Annotated in this window: 14 protein-coding genes, 1 tRNA gene and 1 riboswitch; all 15 genes read right to left on the bottom strand. The window is 41.0% G+C overall.

Going from position 1 to position 14,287, the window contains the following annotated elements; all coding sequences use genetic code 11:
• Positions 1-286: 286 nt before the first annotated feature.
• A tRNA-Pro gene (locus tag GGQ84_RS05555) sits at positions 287-363 on the bottom strand.
• 57 nt (positions 364-420) lie between these two features.
• Positions 421-1,665: an aspartate kinase gene (locus tag GGQ84_RS05550; protein WP_429160264.1), complete on the bottom strand. Its 1,245-nt coding sequence runs from the start codon at positions 1,663-1,665 to the stop codon at positions 421-423.
• Positions 1,666-1,694: 29 nt separating this feature from the next.
• The gene (gene thrB, locus GGQ84_RS05545; RefSeq protein ID WP_429160262.1) at positions 1,695-2,591 is read right to left on the bottom strand and encodes a homoserine kinase; all 897 of its coding nucleotides are present in this window, start codon (positions 2,589-2,591) and stop codon (positions 1,695-1,697) included.
• 19 nt (positions 2,592-2,610) lie between these two features.
• Positions 2,611-3,657 carry a threonine synthase gene (thrC, locus tag GGQ84_RS05540; protein WP_429160259.1) on the bottom strand — a complete coding sequence of 349 codons (1,047 nt, stop codon included), beginning with the start codon at positions 3,655-3,657 and terminating at the stop codon, positions 2,611-2,613.
• A gap of 2 nt (positions 3,658-3,659) precedes the next feature.
• On the bottom strand, positions 3,660-4,961 hold the full coding sequence (locus GGQ84_RS05535; protein WP_429160257.1) for a homoserine dehydrogenase: 1,302 nt from the start codon (positions 4,959-4,961) through the stop codon (positions 3,660-3,662).
• A gap of 26 nt (positions 4,962-4,987) precedes the next feature.
• Positions 4,988-5,437: an ACT domain-containing protein gene (locus GGQ84_RS05530; RefSeq protein WP_429160254.1), complete on the bottom strand. Its 450-nt coding sequence runs from the start codon at positions 5,435-5,437 to the stop codon at positions 4,988-4,990.
• A 142-nt stretch (positions 5,438-5,579) separates the two neighbouring features.
• A complete protein-coding gene (locus GGQ84_RS05525; RefSeq protein WP_429160252.1) occupies positions 5,580-6,875 on the bottom strand; it encodes a homocysteine synthase in 1,296 nt (431 codons plus the stop codon).
• Between the two features lie 84 nt (positions 6,876-6,959).
• Positions 6,960-7,062: riboswitch (SAM riboswitch) on the bottom strand.
• An 87-nt stretch (positions 7,063-7,149) separates the two neighbouring features.
• Entirely contained in the window at positions 7,150-8,631 is a 1,482-nt protein-coding gene (gene spoIVA / locus GGQ84_RS05520) for a stage IV sporulation protein A (protein ID WP_429160250.1), read from the bottom strand.
• Between the two features lie 205 nt (positions 8,632-8,836).
• A complete protein-coding gene (locus tag GGQ84_RS05515) occupies positions 8,837-9,874 on the bottom strand; it encodes an NAD(P)H-dependent glycerol-3-phosphate dehydrogenase (RefSeq protein ID WP_429160247.1) in 1,038 nt (345 codons plus the stop codon).
• Between the two features lie 15 nt (positions 9,875-9,889).
• On the bottom strand, positions 9,890-10,477 hold the full coding sequence (gene plsY / locus GGQ84_RS05510; RefSeq protein WP_429160244.1) for a glycerol-3-phosphate 1-O-acyltransferase PlsY: 588 nt from the start codon (positions 10,475-10,477) through the stop codon (positions 9,890-9,892).
• Between the two features lie 12 nt (positions 10,478-10,489).
• Positions 10,490-11,806 carry a ribosome biogenesis GTPase Der gene (der, locus tag GGQ84_RS05505; RefSeq protein ID WP_429160241.1) on the bottom strand — a complete coding sequence of 439 codons (1,317 nt, stop codon included), beginning with the start codon at positions 11,804-11,806 and terminating at the stop codon, positions 10,490-10,492.
• Positions 11,806-13,155: a DUF512 domain-containing protein gene (locus GGQ84_RS05500; protein ID WP_429160238.1), complete on the bottom strand. Its 1,350-nt coding sequence runs from the start codon at positions 13,153-13,155 to the stop codon at positions 11,806-11,808. The genes der and GGQ84_RS05500 overlap by 1 nt, the downstream gene beginning before the upstream one ends.
• A 56-nt stretch (positions 13,156-13,211) precedes the next feature.
• Entirely contained in the window at positions 13,212-13,622 is a 411-nt protein-coding gene (locus GGQ84_RS05495) for a DUF3189 family protein (protein WP_429160236.1), read from the bottom strand.
• Positions 13,623-13,626: 4 nt separating this feature from the next.
• Positions 13,627-14,088, bottom strand: coding sequence for a DUF3189 family protein (locus GGQ84_RS05490; RefSeq protein ID WP_429160233.1), 462 nt, complete (start codon positions 14,086-14,088; stop codon positions 13,627-13,629).
• Between the two features lies 1 nt (position 14,089).
• Positions 14,090-14,278, bottom strand: coding sequence for a capping complex subunit for YIEGIA (locus GGQ84_RS05485; RefSeq protein ID WP_429160232.1), 189 nt, complete (start codon positions 14,276-14,278; stop codon positions 14,090-14,092).
• Positions 14,279-14,287: the final 9 nt, after the last annotated feature.

The raw sequence follows: 14,287 nt of genomic DNA, 5'->3' as shown, positions 1-14,287 counted from the left end.
CAGATGATTATGTAAAGAAATCTTGCCCTCGCTTCCGTTGTGTACTGAAAGAGGCAGCTTTTCTTTACATAACGGAAGTATTAACATAACCTTTGGCTAGTGGTTCCCACTACCAAGCCCACAGCGGACTTTCACCGCCAAGTTACCGACCATGCCGGGCGCACACAAAAAACCCCCTGATAGAATATATCAGAGGGTACTTTTTTTATTTTAAACGGTTACCCTGTCGGTTGCCCTGTCAATTGATTTTTTGTTTTTTCTTAATCCCTGAAAGCCTTGATATAACTGGTCGGAGCGACCGGATTTGAACCGACGACCTCTACCACCCCAAGGTAGCGCTCTACCAAGCTGAGCCACGCCCCGACACAAAAGCAATTGTACCATTTCTATATATTATTGTCAAGCGGATAATTTAGCTATTTACGATGCGCTACCCATGTCACTTTCAGTATCGTCTAAATCAAACTTCTTGTGCAATGCCAATACAGCCTTTTTAGTGTGCTCCTTATCTACAATACAGGAAACCTTAATCTCAGATGTAGTAATCATTTCGATGTTAATTTCCTCTTCAGAGAATACTTCAAACATCATAGCTGCCACACCTGGGTTAGTAATCATCCCTGCTCCAACTATAGATATCTTGACCACATCGTCTTCATACTTGTATTTGCTAGCGCCAATTTCAGCAGTTAGCTTATCTAAAACAGAGATTGTCTTTTGTAAATCGTCTTTAGTTGTAGTGAATGAGATATCGTTAACACTATTGCGCTCGGCACTTTGAATAATCATATCCACATTTACATTTTGATCAGCTAGGGCTTTAAATAGCGTTGTGGCTACACCTGGCTTGTCTGGCACATCATAGAGTGCAAATTTAGCTACATTGTCATCATGCGCTACTCCACTAACTACTATTTCCTTTTCCATTTCGCTTACCTCCTGAATAATTGTTCCCTCATTATAATTAAAGCTTGATCTCACACATAGATTTACCTTGTGTATTTTTGCAAATTCTACCGCCCGTGGTTGCAGTACTCCTGACCCTAAGCTAGCTAACTCTAGCATTTCATCACAGGATATACTATTGAGCTTCTTTGCTTTTGGCACCATTCTTGGGTCTGCTGTATAAACTCCGTCAACATCAGTATAGATCTCACAGCATTCCGCTTTTAGGGATGCCGCTAATGCTACAGCTGTAGTATCAGAGCCACCTCGACCTAATGTAGTAATCTCATTATCAATACTTACACCCTGGAATCCTGCTACAATTACTATGTTACCCTCTTCTAATTCCTGCTCAACTCTCTTAGAATCCACACTCAGGATTTTTGCATTTTTGTGAACGCCATCAGTGAGGATACCTACCTGTTGTCCAGTTAACGAGATAACTGGATGTCCTAGCTTCTGAATTGCCATAGCAAGCAGTGATATGGAAACCTGCTCCCCTGTAGATAGGAGCATATCGTACTCCCGCTCTGGAGGATCGTCAGTTATCTGCTTTGCCAAGGATATCAATTCATCAGTAGTATCACCTAAGGCCGACACTACTACTACAATCTTTTTCCCCTCTTGATGACTTTTTACTACTCTTTTTGCAACCCGCTTGATCCTTTCTGGATTAGCAACTGAGCTTCCGCCATATTTCTGCACTACTATATCGTTCATCTAAGGTTGACCTCCATTTTAAATTATTATTATATTACCTCTGCCCCTGTATTATTAGGATCTAATACTTGAATCAAACAGTTCACCTGATGCTCAGCAAAGGTATCTGCCATCAGCTTGCCTATTTCCCTGGCCTCTTTATCAAAATCAGCAATAGCCAGAACTGTAGGTCCCGCGCCACTAAGTGCAACAGGTCTTCCCTGTTGCTTTACTTTTTTTAGAACTTCAGTCATTCCTGGGACTAACGCACTTCTATAAGGCTGATGGAGACAATCCTCCATAATCTGCCCTAAAAGTCTCAGGTCCCGATTTTGAAAGGCTAAAACTACTAGCCCTACTCTACTTATATTGTAAACAGCATCAGTGAAAGGAATTTGCTCAGGCAATGCCTCTCTAGACAACTTTGTGGAAAGTGTAAAGTCGGGAATTGCCACAACAAATTTCCAATCTCTGTCTAACTCTACTTTTCTCCATACTATGTCTCCAGTGTCTAATATAGTACTAGTTACTAGTCCACCAAAAAGGGCTGGAGCCACATTATCAGGATGTCCTTCTATATCTGTTACTATTTCTAGTAGCTTTTGCTTGGTCAATTGGCTACCGGATAATATATTGGCACCCATTACCCCACCTACTAGGGCTGCAGCTGAGCTGCCAAGCCCTCTAGCTACTGGGATATGATTCTCTAATTTAATGTTAAGACCTTTACACTTAAATCCGGTTTCATCGAAAACCCGTTGCGCAGCTTTGTATACTATGTTATCAGTTCCCAATTCTATATCCTGCGCGCCTTCTCCGCTTATGTTAATAGCAAACTTCTCGCTCTCAGTAATTGTAACGTAATTATAAAGATCTAGAGCTAAACCTACTGCGTCAAACCCTGGACCCACATTCGCAGAAGTTGCTGGCACTCGTAGTGTAACCATGTTCTGTCCCCCTGACCATTTACATTATAGCATTTAATACCGCTTCTTCGCTAGCCTCTATCACAGAAGGCTTGTAGTTGATTGCTTTAAGAGCAGTATCTGGATCTTTTAATCCATTTCCTGTGTTTACACAAACTATAGTATCGTCTGAATTGAAGCTACGAGTCTTTCGCAACTTGAGTAGACCTGCAACTGATGCTGCTGAAGCTGGCTCCACGAAAACTCCTTCTGTGCTTGCAAGAAGTTTATATGCCTCTAAAATCTCTTCGTCAGTGACACTGTCAATTAAACCCTGAGAGCTATTGATTGCTTCTTCTGCTCCCTTCCAGCTTGCTGGGTTTCCTATTCTAATAGCAGTAGCTATTGTCTCTGGATTTGCAACAGGCTCACCTTTTACAATAGGTGCTGCTCCAGCCGCTTGGAATCCTAGCATTTTAGGTGTGCTGTCAGTTCTACCTGCTTCTTTATATTCCTTAAAGCCCTTCCAGTAAGCTGTGATGTTACCTGCATTTCCAACTGGAATAGCTAAGTAGTCAGGTGCCTTACCTAGTGTATCGCAAATTTCAAAGGCTGATGTCTTTTGTCCTTCAATCCTGTAAGGATTGATTGAGTTAACTAAGGTTATCGGATGTTTTTCAGTAATGTTTTTTACTATATTCAAGGCTTCGTCAAAGTTGCCATCGATTGCAATAACTTCAGCACCGTATATAAGGGCTTGTGCAAGCTTTCCTAGGGCTATATTTCCGTTAGGTATTAAAACAACACACTTAAGTCCACTTCTAGCTGCATAGGCAGCAGCTGCAGCGGATGTGTTGCCTGTTGAGGCACACATAATAGTCTTAGCGCCTTCTTCAACTGCTTTTGTTACTGCCATTACCATACCTCTGTCCTTAAAAGAACCGGTAGGGTTTAGCCCCTCATATTTTAGGTATACATTAGCACCTACAATTTTAGAAATGTTTTTTGCATGAATTAAAGGAGTATTACCCTCTTGTAGGGATATTTTTGGCGTGTTTTCATTTACCGGTAAAAACTCCTTATAGTGTTCTACTATTCCTGGCCACATTTTTAGTTATTTCCCCCTTCTACTCTAATAACATTGCTCACTACTTCCACAGTGGAAAGCCCTTGAATTATTTGAAGTGCATCTTGAACGTTTTGCTCTTTAATCCCGTGGGTAATTAATACGATTTCTGCCATTTCTTCTCCACGACGCTTTTGAACTACTGAGCCAATACTCACTCCCTGGTTGCCAAAGACGCTAGCAATAGATGCTAATACCCCAGGCTGGTCTTTCACTGTCAGTCTGATATAGTATTGAGCTTCCATTTCGCCAATAGTTTTGATTCTCCTCTTTTCAAAGCATGTGCAGTTGTATCTCTTACCAGCTGTTTCGGTTTTAATATTTTGAGCTACTTCTACCACATCGCCCATGATTGCACTGGCAGTAGGCATTTCTCCAGCTCCTGGTCCATAAAACATAGTTTCTCCCACCGCATCCCCTTTGACATAGATTGCATTAAATGCATCGTTAACTGCTGCTAGTGGATGGTTCTTTGGAATAAATACAGGGTGAACTCTTGCTTCTACTTCACCGGGCTCTGCCTTTGCTATTCCCAATAATTTTATCACAAAACCCAGCTCTTTTGCATAGGCTATATCTTGCGAAGTTATTTTTGTGATGCCCTCTACGTGAACATCGTTTAAAGTAACTCGAGTGTTAAATCCAATTGAAGCTAGAATAGCAATTTTTCGCGCTGCATCAAAGCCTTCTATATCCGCAGTTGGGTCAGCCTCAGCATATCCTAAATCTTGAGCTTCTCTGAGCACATCTTGGAAGTTGCTGCCCTTTTCTGTCATATTAGTCAGAATGTAATTTGTAGTACCGTTGATAATCCCCATTATCTCAGAAACTCTGTTAGCAGCTAAGCAATCCTTTAGAGGTCTGATGATGGGAATACCACCTGCTACACTGGCTTCAAACTTCACATCTACTCCAGCCTGATAAGCCTTTTCAAAGATCTCTTTGCCACTTATAGCCATTAGATCCTTGTTTGCTGTTACTATGCTTTTGCCATTTTCAATAGCATCTAGAAGCATGTCTTTGGTTGTATCTACGCCACCCATTACCTCTATACATATCTTAATCTCAGGGTCTTTGGTAATGTCCTCATAGTTATCCGTCAATACCTCCGGATGTACTGGTATGTTGCGCTCTTTAGTTACATCCCTCACTAGTACTTTCTTGATTTCTAGGTTGACCCCAATCTTATTGTAAATATATTCCCTTTGTGCTTCAATAATTTTCATAACTCCTGTTCCTACTGTTCCCATACCCATAATTCCAACTTTTATTGTTTTCATTTCCATTTCTCCTTCCTCCATTTCTTAGCTTATTATATTTGAGAACTTTGCCCTATAACCTTGAGGTTCTTTAAACCGCTTATATCACCTAAAGTGTTTAAAAGATCCTCTGTTGTCACATTCATCTCTGTAGTTTCTATAGATAGGGTCACATTGGCGAGACCTTGTAGGGGCAGTCCTTGGTTTATGGTTAAAATGTTTCCACCTTCAGCTGCAACTGAGTTAAGTACTTTTGACAAAACACCACTTTTATGTTCTAAATCAAGAGAAATGGTGACAATTTTGTTGTGACTGTCTCTGTAAAGGGGGAAAATCCCATCTTTGTATTTGTAAAATGCACTTCTGCTAATACCAGCCAATTCCGCTGCTTCATTTACTGTTTCCGCTTCACCCTTTGCCAGTATCTCTTTTGCCTTAGCAGTTTTCATGATTGCTTCTGGCAGTATCTCAGAGCTAATCATAAAAAATTTTTGTTTTTTCAAATTAGCCACTCCCTTGTCTCTCAGCCGTGGATTTTTATCTATGTATGATAGACATTATAGCAACTCTATCCAGCTTTTGCAATACTTAATAATAGAAAAATAGAGGCTTACGCCCCTATTTTCCGATTTTGAATTTTTACTATTATTCAATAAACTTGCACTTTTCTAGAGCATTATCTAAGTCTGCTTTCAAATCTTCCACCGCTTCGATACCCACTGACAGCCTAACCATATCCCCGGTAACTCCAGAACTAATCTGTTGCTCTTCTGTTAACTGTTGATGAGTGGTTGTTGCCGGATGAATTACTAGAGATCTGGCATCTCCTATGTTTGCCAGGTGGAAAAATAGGTTTAGGTTTTCGATAAATTTAGGTCCTGCTTCTTTTCCTCTCTTTAAGCCAAAGGTCATAATTGCACCTGTACCAGCTTTTAAGTATTTTTGCGCTAGCTCATGAGATGGATGGCTTTTTAACCCAGGATAGCTGACCCAGCTCACTTCTGGGTGCTCTTCTAAGTACTGAGCTATCTCCAGCGCATTAGCACTGTGACGTTCCATCCGCAAATGCAGGGTTTCTAAGCCTAGGAGCAGTTGATGGGCATTAAAGGGACTGATGGACGCTCCTATGTCTCGCAGTAGCTGTACTCTAGCCTTAACAATAAATGCTGACTGTCCAAATGCTTCGTGGAATTTGATTCCGTGGTAGCTTGGGTCAGGGTCTGTAAATTCGGGAAACCTGTCATTGCTCCAATCAAATTTCCCCGAGTCCACAATTACACCACCTATGCTAGTTCCATGGCCGCCAATAAATTTGGTAGCCGAATGGATCACAATATCTGCGCCAAAGTCAAAGGGCTTGCACAGGTAAGGCGTAGCCACTGTGTTATCTACAATCAGAGGAACTCCAGCTTCATGAGCTATTTGGGCTACTTTCTCTATATCCAAAACGTTAAGCTTAGGGTTACCCATGATTTCTCCATATACAGCTTTTGTCTTTTCGTTAATAGCTTCTCTAAAGTTTTCAGGGTTATCAGGATCTACAAGCCTAACCTTGATTCCCATTTTGGGCAAGGTGTGGGTAAATAGGTTATAGGTGCCACCGTAGAGGCTGTTAGCCGCAACGATTTCATCCCCAGCCTTAGCTAGATTGAGTATTGCTAGAGTTTCTGCTGCTTGTCCTGAAGCTACTGCTAAAGCTCCAACCCCACCCTCTAATAGGGCTATCCTCTTTTCAAAAACGTCCGTGGTAGGATTCATAATCCTAGTATATATATTTCCCGGTTCTTTTAAGGCAAAAAGATTAGCTGCATGCTCACTACTTTCAAAAGCATAAGAAGTAGTCTGGTAAATAGGTACTGCCATTGAGCCAGTTGTAGGGTCAGGCTGCTGGCCTCCATGTACTGCTAGGGTATCTAACTTTAAGTTTTCTTCTTTGGTCATCAACATTACCTCCTCATTTATTTTTGGTAAACAAAAAACCTCTTCTTAGATAAGAAGAGGGTGGTTGTACTTAGCAAAAAGCCTCTCTTATCTCCCAGGTATACACCTGCAGGATTTGGCACCATTGCTCATGTGAGCCGGTTGCCGGGTTTCATTGGGCCAGTCCCTCCACCTCTCTGGATAAGAAAACGTATGTGTTTTTCAGTAGTATATCAATACTAGACGCTTATGTCAACCTATTTTGAAAGAAAAAATAAAGTCGGACTAGCCGACTTTAGATTATAATGCATATGAGTCCACCACTGCCATCATTGACAATGCGCTGCAGTGTATCCTGCAGTTTGGTCTGAGCGTTGTCTGGCATGCGATATAGTTTGTTCTGAATACCCTCACGAACCAATTCATGCAAGGACTTTCCGAAAATATTGGATTCCCAAATTTTTGTGGGGTTTTCTTCAAACTCATTCTCAATGTATCTAACCAGCTCTTCACACTGCTTCTCAGTGCCAATAAGCGGTGTAACTTCTGTGTTTATGTTGGCTTTGATTATGTGTAAAGAAGGCGCACTTGCCTTAAGCTTTACTCCAAATCTGCCCCCTGTTCTAATTAGCTCAGGCTCATCTAAAGTCATTTCATCAACTTGTGGTGTGACAACTCCATAGCCATGCTCTTCCACTTCATGGAGTGCCTGGGCAACTTTGTCGTATTCACGCTTAGCCACACTTAGCTCTTTCATGAGGCTCAATAGGTGATGCTCCCCTTCAATCTCAAAGCCACTTACCTCTTGCAATACCTTATAGAATAGTCCTTCTGATTCTTTTAGGTCAATTGAAGCTACTCCCGTTCCTAGATCCATATTAGTCAAGTTTACTGCCTTAACAAATTCATAGACACTCAGGTTCTCTAGAGCATAATCTATATCCCTAAGCCTTTTAACTTGCCCCACGCTTTCTTTAACAGCTGTTTCAAACTGCTCTTTCAGCCAATGACTGTACTCTAATTCTTCCACCCACTTTGGCAAACTAATGTTTACCTCTTTGACTGGGAATTCGTAGAGACTTTCTTCTAATACCTTTAGAATGTCATCTTCTGTTAGGTTGAGGCAATCTATTGGCAACACTGGCACATCATATTTTTCCTCTAGCTCACCTGCTAGCTCTGATACTTGAGCACTATAGGGGTTTGTTGAGTTTAGGATAACTAAAAATGGTTTATTTAGCTCTTTTAGCTCAGCGATTACTCGCTCCTCAGCCTCTTCATAGTTTTCTCTTGGTATGTCTGAGATTGACCCGTCTGTAAGAACGACCAGTCCAATAGTAGAGTGATCTTCAATCACCTTTCTGGTACCTATCTCAGCAGCTTCCTGAAAAGGAATTTCATTTTCAAACCAAGGAGTAGTCACCATTCTCGGGCCATCCTCTTCCTCATAGCCCAGTGCCCCGTCCACAGTATAACCCACACAATCAACTAACCTTACTTTAACTTCTACTCCTTCGCGCACGCTTATTTCTATTGCTTCATTGGGAATGAACTTGGGCTCTGTAGTCATGATTGTTTTGCCTGCAGCACTTTGAGGAAGCTCATCTGTAGCTCTGTCCCGTTCATTCTCTTCTTCAATGTTTGGCAGCACTAATGTTTCCATGAATTTTTTTATGAATGTTGACTTTCCAGTTCGCACAGGTCCTACTACGCCTAAGTAAACGTCACCTCCTGTACGCTCAACAATGTCTTGAAAAATATCTAGTTTCTCCTCCAACACCGTTCCCTCCTTACTATACTATGTTTTCTTTACTACTGGCACACCCTATTACTAACCCAGTTCATCCCTCCCTCATTTCTAATCATATTCATTCTTCCTATTATTGGCACATGTAATTAACAATATATATATATGAGCCTAGTCCTTGATTATTACATGAAAATAATAAAAAAAAGCACGGCATCCGCCGTACTTTGAAAAATTAATTGTTTTCCCATAAGTCTCCTGCTAAACCTATGTCTTCCATCTCATTTGTCTTTACTCGTTCCATTAAGTTTCTAACTGCGGAGCTGGCTTCCTGATCTGCAAATAATATACTATATAATTCCTCTACAATAGGCATTTCCACTTGATATTGCTGTGCCAGCTTGTAGGCTGCTTTGGTAGCGTTTACTCCTTCAACTACCATTCCTACTTCTTCTAGCGTCTGGTTCAAAGTTTTTCCCGAGCCGATGCAAATTCCGGCCCTTCTGTTGCGGCTATGAGCACTTGTGCATGTTACAATTAAATCTCCCACACCACTTAGTCCCGCAAAGGTCAATGGGTTGCCACCCATGGCTACTCCTAATCTTCCGATTTCAGCAATTCCCCTAGCTATAAATGCCGCTTTTGTATTATCACCAAAGCCTAAACCGTCAGAAATCCCCGTCCCCAATGCAATAACGTTCTTCAATGCTCCACCTAATTCAACTCCAACCAAGTCGGGGTTTGTATATACACGAAAACTAGAACAGATAAATAAATCCTGCACGAACTCTGCGGTTTTCTTGCTTTTAGATGCAGATACTACTGCAGTGGGCATTTGCTTCACTACTTCCTCCGCATGGGATGGACCTGATAGCATTGCAAAGTTATTCTCAGATCCCGGCAGGACTGTAGCTGCCACCTGACTCAAACGCTGAAGTGTCCCTACATCAAATCCCTTAGCAGTATTTACAATAACTGTACTTTCATTTAAAAGGGGCTTAATTTGTTCTAAATAGTCTTTAACAGTATGGGATGGCAAGCTCAAAACAATTACTTCCGAACCTGACACTACCCGCTCCAAATCAGTATCACATTCTAAGCTCAAGGGCAAGTTGGCCCCTGGTAGGTATTTCTTATTTGTGTGTTCAGTATTTATCTCCTGACTGGTGGCTTCACTTCTAGCCCATATTTTTACTTTTTTCCCCTTGTTGCACAGAAGTGTTGCCAGCGCAGTCCCCCAACTACCTGCACCTAATACGGAAACGTCAGTCATTGATTCCCCTCCCAGCTACTTGATTTTTAGTTCATTTCCTGCAAGCAAGCGCTTGATATTTGGTATATGTCTGTATATTACAAATATAGCGGCAGCAGTACCAAAAGCAGTTATAAGTAACGGCTCTTTAAAGTAAATCATCAGCATGGGCACAAGGAAAGCACCTACTATGGATGCTAATGATACATATTTAGTTATGAGAACGATAGCAAGCCAAAAGAAAAAGGCAATTATTATTACTTTAGGTACTAGGGCCATTACCACACCTGCTCCTGTGGCTACACCTCTGCCTCCTTTAAATTTCATAAAGATAGACCAGTTGTGCCCCACAATAGTTACAAGGCCCACTAGAATAGCAACTCCCACTTCCCCCATGTACATTGCATATAGGGTGGGGAAAAAACCCTTGAGGAAGTCACCCAATAAAACTAATGAAGCGGGGCCTGCTCCCAATATTCTAAAGGCATTTGTCGTTCCAATATTACCACTACCGTGCTTAGTTATATCAATCTTTTTGATATGCTTTCCCACTATGTAGCCAAAGGGGATTGCCCCTACAAAGTATGCAATTATGAGTATTAGAACTGTGCTCAGAAATTCCATCTTATTTCCCCTTTACTCTTTTCTTTTCCTTATGGCAAATCTAATCGGTGTTCCTTGGAAGCCAAAGTGTTCTCTGATGTTGTTTTCAATATACCTCTGATATGAAAAGTGCATCAATTCAGGGTCATTTACAAAGATGATAAACTTTGGCGGATTAGTTGATGCTTGGGTACAAAATAGTATTTTTAACCTTCTACCTTTATCCGTAGGAGGTGGCGTTATATGGGTTATATCTCTGATTAGGTTGTTTAGTACACTAGTATTAACCCGATATGAATGCTGCTCTGCCACAAAGTTCACCAGTTCGCTAATTTTTGTTACTCGCTGCCCAGTTAGTGCAGATATGTAAAGGATAGGAGCATACTTCATAAAGCCCAGCTCTTCTCTAATGTGCTCATCAAACCTGTTCATGGTGTTGCCTTCTTTTTCGATTAGATCCCATTTGTTTACTATAATCACAGCAGCTCTTCCCGCCTCGTGAGCATATCCTGCAACTTTCTTATCCTGCTCGGTAACACCTTCAGATGCATCTATGACCATTAGGACCACATCAGATCTGTCTATTGCCTTGATAGATCTAATTACACTATATCTCTCGGTAACATCATCTATTTTGGCCTTTCTTCTCATTCCCGCAGTATCAATTAATAGATACTTTTGCCCATCTACCTCAAATTCAGTGTCGATGGCATCCCTAGTGGTTCCGGGAATATTACTGACTATCACTCTCTCTTCCCCTAGGAGCCTGTTTACCAAGGAGGATTTGCCCACATTAGGCTTACCTATAACTGCAATTTTGATTGTGTCCGGATCTATGTCCTCTTCCTGCTCTGAGGGCATATGGGCTATTGCTTGGTCTAGTAGATCCCCAATATTTAATCCATGAGTTGCAGAGATGGCTACGGGCTCGCCTAGAGCTAGCTGGTAAAAATCATATAGTAACTCTTCGTGCTTCTTATCTTCAATTTTGTTCACCGCCAATATTACGGGCTTTCTACTTCTCCTAAGCATTGCTGCTACTTCTTCATCCTCTGAGGTTTTTCCCGTCTGACCGTCCACCACAAATATGATGACCTCTGCCTCTTCTATAGCTAGTCCAGCTTGCTTTTTAACGTTACCCATAAAAGCATTGTCTGACTTATATTCGATTCCACCTGTATCCACAACTGTAAAGCTCCTGTCTAGCCAGGTAGCATTGCGATACAGCCGATCCCTAGTTATACCGGGCTTATCGTCAACTATTGCCACCCTTCCTCCAGTTATTCTATTAAATAAGGTAGATTTGCCCACGTTGGGCCTCCCCACAATTGCTATAATCGGTTTTGCCATTATTTTACCTCCAATTCTAATCTCAAAGCACGGCTTAAGCTGTCTCCGGTTGAAGCTACTACTACAATCTTAAAAGGGTATTTTGCTTGTAAGTCTTCCACTGTTACATCATCTAAGAATAGGTCTTCTCTATCCTTTAACATTATATCGGGTATAAAAACTACATCGCCTTCTTTTAGGGAATTGTCCTTTGCCAGATTGTTTAGCTTTTCACCCACATCTCCTCCAGTTACAAGTCCTGTCACTGTAATCTTTTCCCCAAAGTACCTGTTCTCCACTGGCTCTATCATCACATTGATGCTTAAATTCTCTCTTAGCCAGCTCACAATGGGACTCAATGATTTTACTCCCAGTTCTCCAGTTACAATTGCCACCCGCTTCTCAGTGGTTAATTCCACTTCAGTAAGTAGATGTCGCTCTTGTTGGAAGTCATCCCAAAGCTTACGCACTAATCCAATCCCATTTTCCAGTTGTGAATAATCACTGCCGTAATAGCTAACACTGGGTATGTCCTCTTTGGCCCTAAAGAAAAATTCATCTGCTGCATATACCAGGTTCTGGCCTGTTTTAGCTAGCATCTGCTGTTGCCATTTTGCTATAGTTTCTATTACCCTTTTACTTTCATCAGGAGTAAAGGGACGCAAAGCTGCCAATTTTTCTCTAAAATTAGTCAGACCTACTGGCACAACTGCAACACTGAGAATGTGGGGCTGTAATGCCGCTAAATCACCTAGTGTTTGCTCTAAAACTTCCCCATCGTTGACTCCTGGAACTAGTACAATCTGTGTGTGAAGATCTATTTCTGCCTCGGTCAATCTCTTTAATAATCCGATTATGCCCTTCCCGCATGGGTTGTTGAGCATGTTTTCCCTTACTTGTCCATCTGTTGCATGGACTGAAATGTATAAGGGAGACATCCGATACTGAATAATACGCTCTAAGTCTTTTTCATCCAAGTTGGTCAGAGTAATATAATTTCCATGGAGAAAGGAAAGCCTGTAGTCATCATCTTTCACGTATAAGCTTTTCCTCATCTTTCTTGGCATCTGGTCAATAAAACAAAAAATGCATTTGTTTTGACATTTTCTAATCCTATCAAATACCGCACTTTCAAAGTTAATTCCCAAATCTTCATCTAAATCCTTTTCTATTTCAAAAAGCCATAACTCCTCACCTTGCAGTACTTCAAGCTCTATGTATTCCTCTGCTATTGCATATCTATATTCGATCAAGTCCACCACTGGTTTTCCGTTTATAGCCACAATCCGGTCTCCAGGATTTATGCCCAGCTCCTCAGCAATACTATCTGCCGCCACATGGTGTACTTCTGGGTATTCCAATTTTGACAAAATGACACCTCGTTTCTATAACTCTCCCATAATTATCTAATAAGAGCTATCATAAGTCAAGTTGTGGTTAAAGAGTCTAGTTTGATGTTCTCTTTTAGTAGCTTTAGCTTCATTTCATCTATCCTCTGCTCTAAACTAGATGCTCTCAGCTTAGAGAATAGTGTTTGTGCTAAACTATAAAGTGTAAACTTAAGCTGCTCATCACAGGACACTTTGATAAATGAAAATTGATTTTCTAGGTTGTAGATTGTGCAAAAGCTGTTTACCACCTTTGGAATCAGCTGTACGTCTTTCTTGCTCCAAAAGCAGTAAATCTGATTTCCATCCCGATCTGCACCTACAAAGATTAATCTTCCCGCTTGTTTTTCAATCTGCTCTTTCAACTCATTACTTAGTTCTTTTTTCAAATAAAAGGCAGCCGCCAATTTGCATTGGAGGCTGTCTGTTCCCAAGATGATATAGTTCATAATCTCAATTCTCCTGTTCTAGCTGTTTTTTTGTTTGGTGTACGATTTTCACAAAATCCATGTGAGCTTTTTTAGTACCATATAACACCAAAGGTCTGCCAATCCAGGTTAATCTCAGTTTTCTAGATAAGTACCCACCAAGCCTCATATATATATTTACCCCACTTAAAGTACCTACAATTATTAGATTTGCTTGTACTTTATTTAGCTTCATGAAGTCCTCTAAAAATGTTTCAAAATCACTATCTAATCCCCGTCTGCCTACAATATAAACTTCATTACCCATATTATCTGTACCTATATGCTTGATAGTTCCGTGATCATCATTTTCTTGTTTATCGTAAAAAGGCGTATCTATCAATTGCTTGCTAGTGGGTACAGATTCCTCTGGAAGCATTCCCAAGTGAATTGCCGCTGCAGTTACAGATGAGTGAGCCCCGCCAAAGCAGTGATATATGATTTCCATCTTAGTGCCTCACTATTATGTAGGTTCCGTTTTCTAAATCGTGAGCCATGCCCCTCAAGATTCTGCTAAAGTAGAGCGCTAGTCGTTGTTGTTCTTCATCTGACTCTACAACAAATATTGGTGCCCCACCATAAATTTTATCTTTTTTTTTGGTGATAACTGCTAAAATACTTCCTGTTATCTCCGTCATATCTCATCC

Origin of the sequence: Desulfitispora alkaliphila (assembly GCF_050433185.1) — a bacterium.
GTDB lineage: Bacteria > Bacillota > Desulfitisporia > Desulfitisporales > Desulfitisporaceae > Desulfitispora > Desulfitispora alkaliphila.
This window is presented reverse-complemented; position numbering and strand designations above follow the sequence as displayed.

Excerpts from the sequence above, each read along its gene's own strand:
- plsY (WP_429160244.1), bottom strand. The coding sequence starts at position 10,477 with ATGGAATTTCTGAGCACAGTTCTAATACTCATAATTGCATACTTTGTA.
- GGQ84_RS05485 (WP_429160232.1), bottom strand. The coding sequence starts at position 14,278 with ATGACGGAGATAACAGGAAGTATTTTAGCAGTTATCACCAAAAAAAAA.
- GGQ84_RS05535 (WP_429160257.1), bottom strand. The coding sequence starts at position 4,961 with ATGGAAATGAAAACAATAAAAGTTGGAATTATGGGTATGGGAACAGTA.
- thrC (WP_429160259.1), bottom strand. The coding sequence starts at position 3,657 with ATGTGGCCAGGAATAGTAGAACACTATAAGGAGTTTTTACCGGTAAAT.
- thrB (WP_429160262.1), bottom strand. The coding sequence starts at position 2,591 with ATGGTTACACTACGAGTGCCAGCAACTTCTGCGAATGTGGGTCCAGGG.
- GGQ84_RS05525 (WP_429160252.1), bottom strand. The coding sequence starts at position 6,875 with ATGACCAAAGAAGAAAACTTAAAGTTAGATACCCTAGCAGTACATGGA.
- GGQ84_RS05515 (WP_429160247.1), bottom strand. The coding sequence starts at position 9,874 with ATGACTGACGTTTCCGTATTAGGTGCAGGTAGTTGGGGGACTGCGCTG.
- GGQ84_RS05550 (WP_429160264.1), bottom strand. The coding sequence starts at position 1,665 with ATGAACGATATAGTAGTGCAGAAATATGGCGGAAGCTCAGTTGCTAAT.
- der (WP_429160241.1), bottom strand. The coding sequence starts at position 11,806 with ATGGCAAAACCGATTATAGCAATTGTGGGGAGGCCCAACGTGGGCAAA.
- GGQ84_RS05490 (WP_429160233.1), bottom strand. The coding sequence starts at position 14,088 with ATGGAAATCATATATCACTGCTTTGGCGGGGCTCACTCATCTGTAACT.
- GGQ84_RS05495 (WP_429160236.1), bottom strand. The coding sequence starts at position 13,622 with ATGAACTATATCATCTTGGGAACAGACAGCCTCCAATGCAAATTGGCG.